Raw genomic sequence first — 914 nt, 5'->3', positions numbered from 1 at the left:
TATAGTCAGTTCATAATAAAAGAGATACAACCCATATCATGAAACAGTTTAGGCAGATTATTCTCCATCCATCCTTGGCGTAGAAACTTTGCTTGCGCCCACTTCTTTTCAATGGGGTTTAGATCAGGACTGTAGGGTGGCAACCAAAGAATACGATGGCCATGCCTGTTAAGTAGCTTTTGAATACGCTTATTCTTGTGAAAGCGGGCATTGTCCATGACAATCACGCATTTGGTTTTAAGGCTAGGTATTAGCGAGTGCTTGCACCAGTCATAAAATATGCTGCTGTTAATGTTCTGCTCAAAGTAATCCAGCGCAAACAGCATCTTTTCATAAAGCGCACCAATGACATTAGTGCGCTTTTTTGCTTGCCAGTTATAGCTATCAATACAAGGGGTTCCAATCGGTGCATAGCCATAGGGTCTTATTGTTTCAGCCTCAAAGCCGCTCTCATCCATATAAACAATGGGATAACCTTGCTGTGTAAAGCTATCAAGCTTACTCTGGTACGTCGCTCTTTTTATTAGGCACGCTCTTGGATGCTCTAAGGTCTTTTTTTTGGCTAATACCTATACGTTTTAAAGCAGTGTGCATGCCGGTCTTACTACATTTGAAGCGCCTAGCTCGCTCGTACAGATAGTCGTCTGGATGTTGTTTAACGTCTTCTAGTAATGCGTCATTCGGTATTTTAGTTGGTGATTTATCCCGAGTTTGTTTGATACTTGGGGTTTTCAGCCAGCGCTGTAAAGCGGTTTTGCTAACGTTATAAAAAGTACAAGCCTGACGGATACTCATGTCTTTGTTTTTGACACTTTTAATCACTTGTGCCCGAAAATCTGCTGAATAGGTCATGTGTTCTTCTGCCATTTCGCTTGTTTTAAAACGATTGTATCTTATTTATAAAGAACTGACTA

2 protein-coding genes are annotated in these 914 nt (G+C 40.8%); both read right to left on the bottom strand.

The annotated features are described in order from the left end of the window. Positions 1-5 precede the first annotated feature (5 nt). Positions 6-458, bottom strand: coding sequence for an IS630 family transposase (locus J5X94_RS13795; protein ID WP_210541617.1), 453 nt, complete (start codon positions 456-458; stop codon positions 6-8). Positions 459-498: 40 nt separating this feature from the next. Then, positions 499-852 carry an IS630 transposase-related protein gene (locus J5X94_RS13790; RefSeq protein ID WP_210541616.1) on the bottom strand — a complete coding sequence of 118 codons (354 nt, stop codon included), beginning with the start codon at positions 850-852 and terminating at the stop codon, positions 499-501. Positions 853-914: the final 62 nt, after the last annotated feature.

This window comes from Psychrobacter sp. K31L (genome assembly GCF_017942195.1).
Lineage (GTDB): Bacteria > Pseudomonadota > Gammaproteobacteria > Pseudomonadales > Moraxellaceae > Psychrobacter > Psychrobacter glaciei.
The sequence above is the reverse complement of the archived record's forward strand: the minus strand, read 5'-3'. Positions and strand labels throughout refer to the sequence as shown.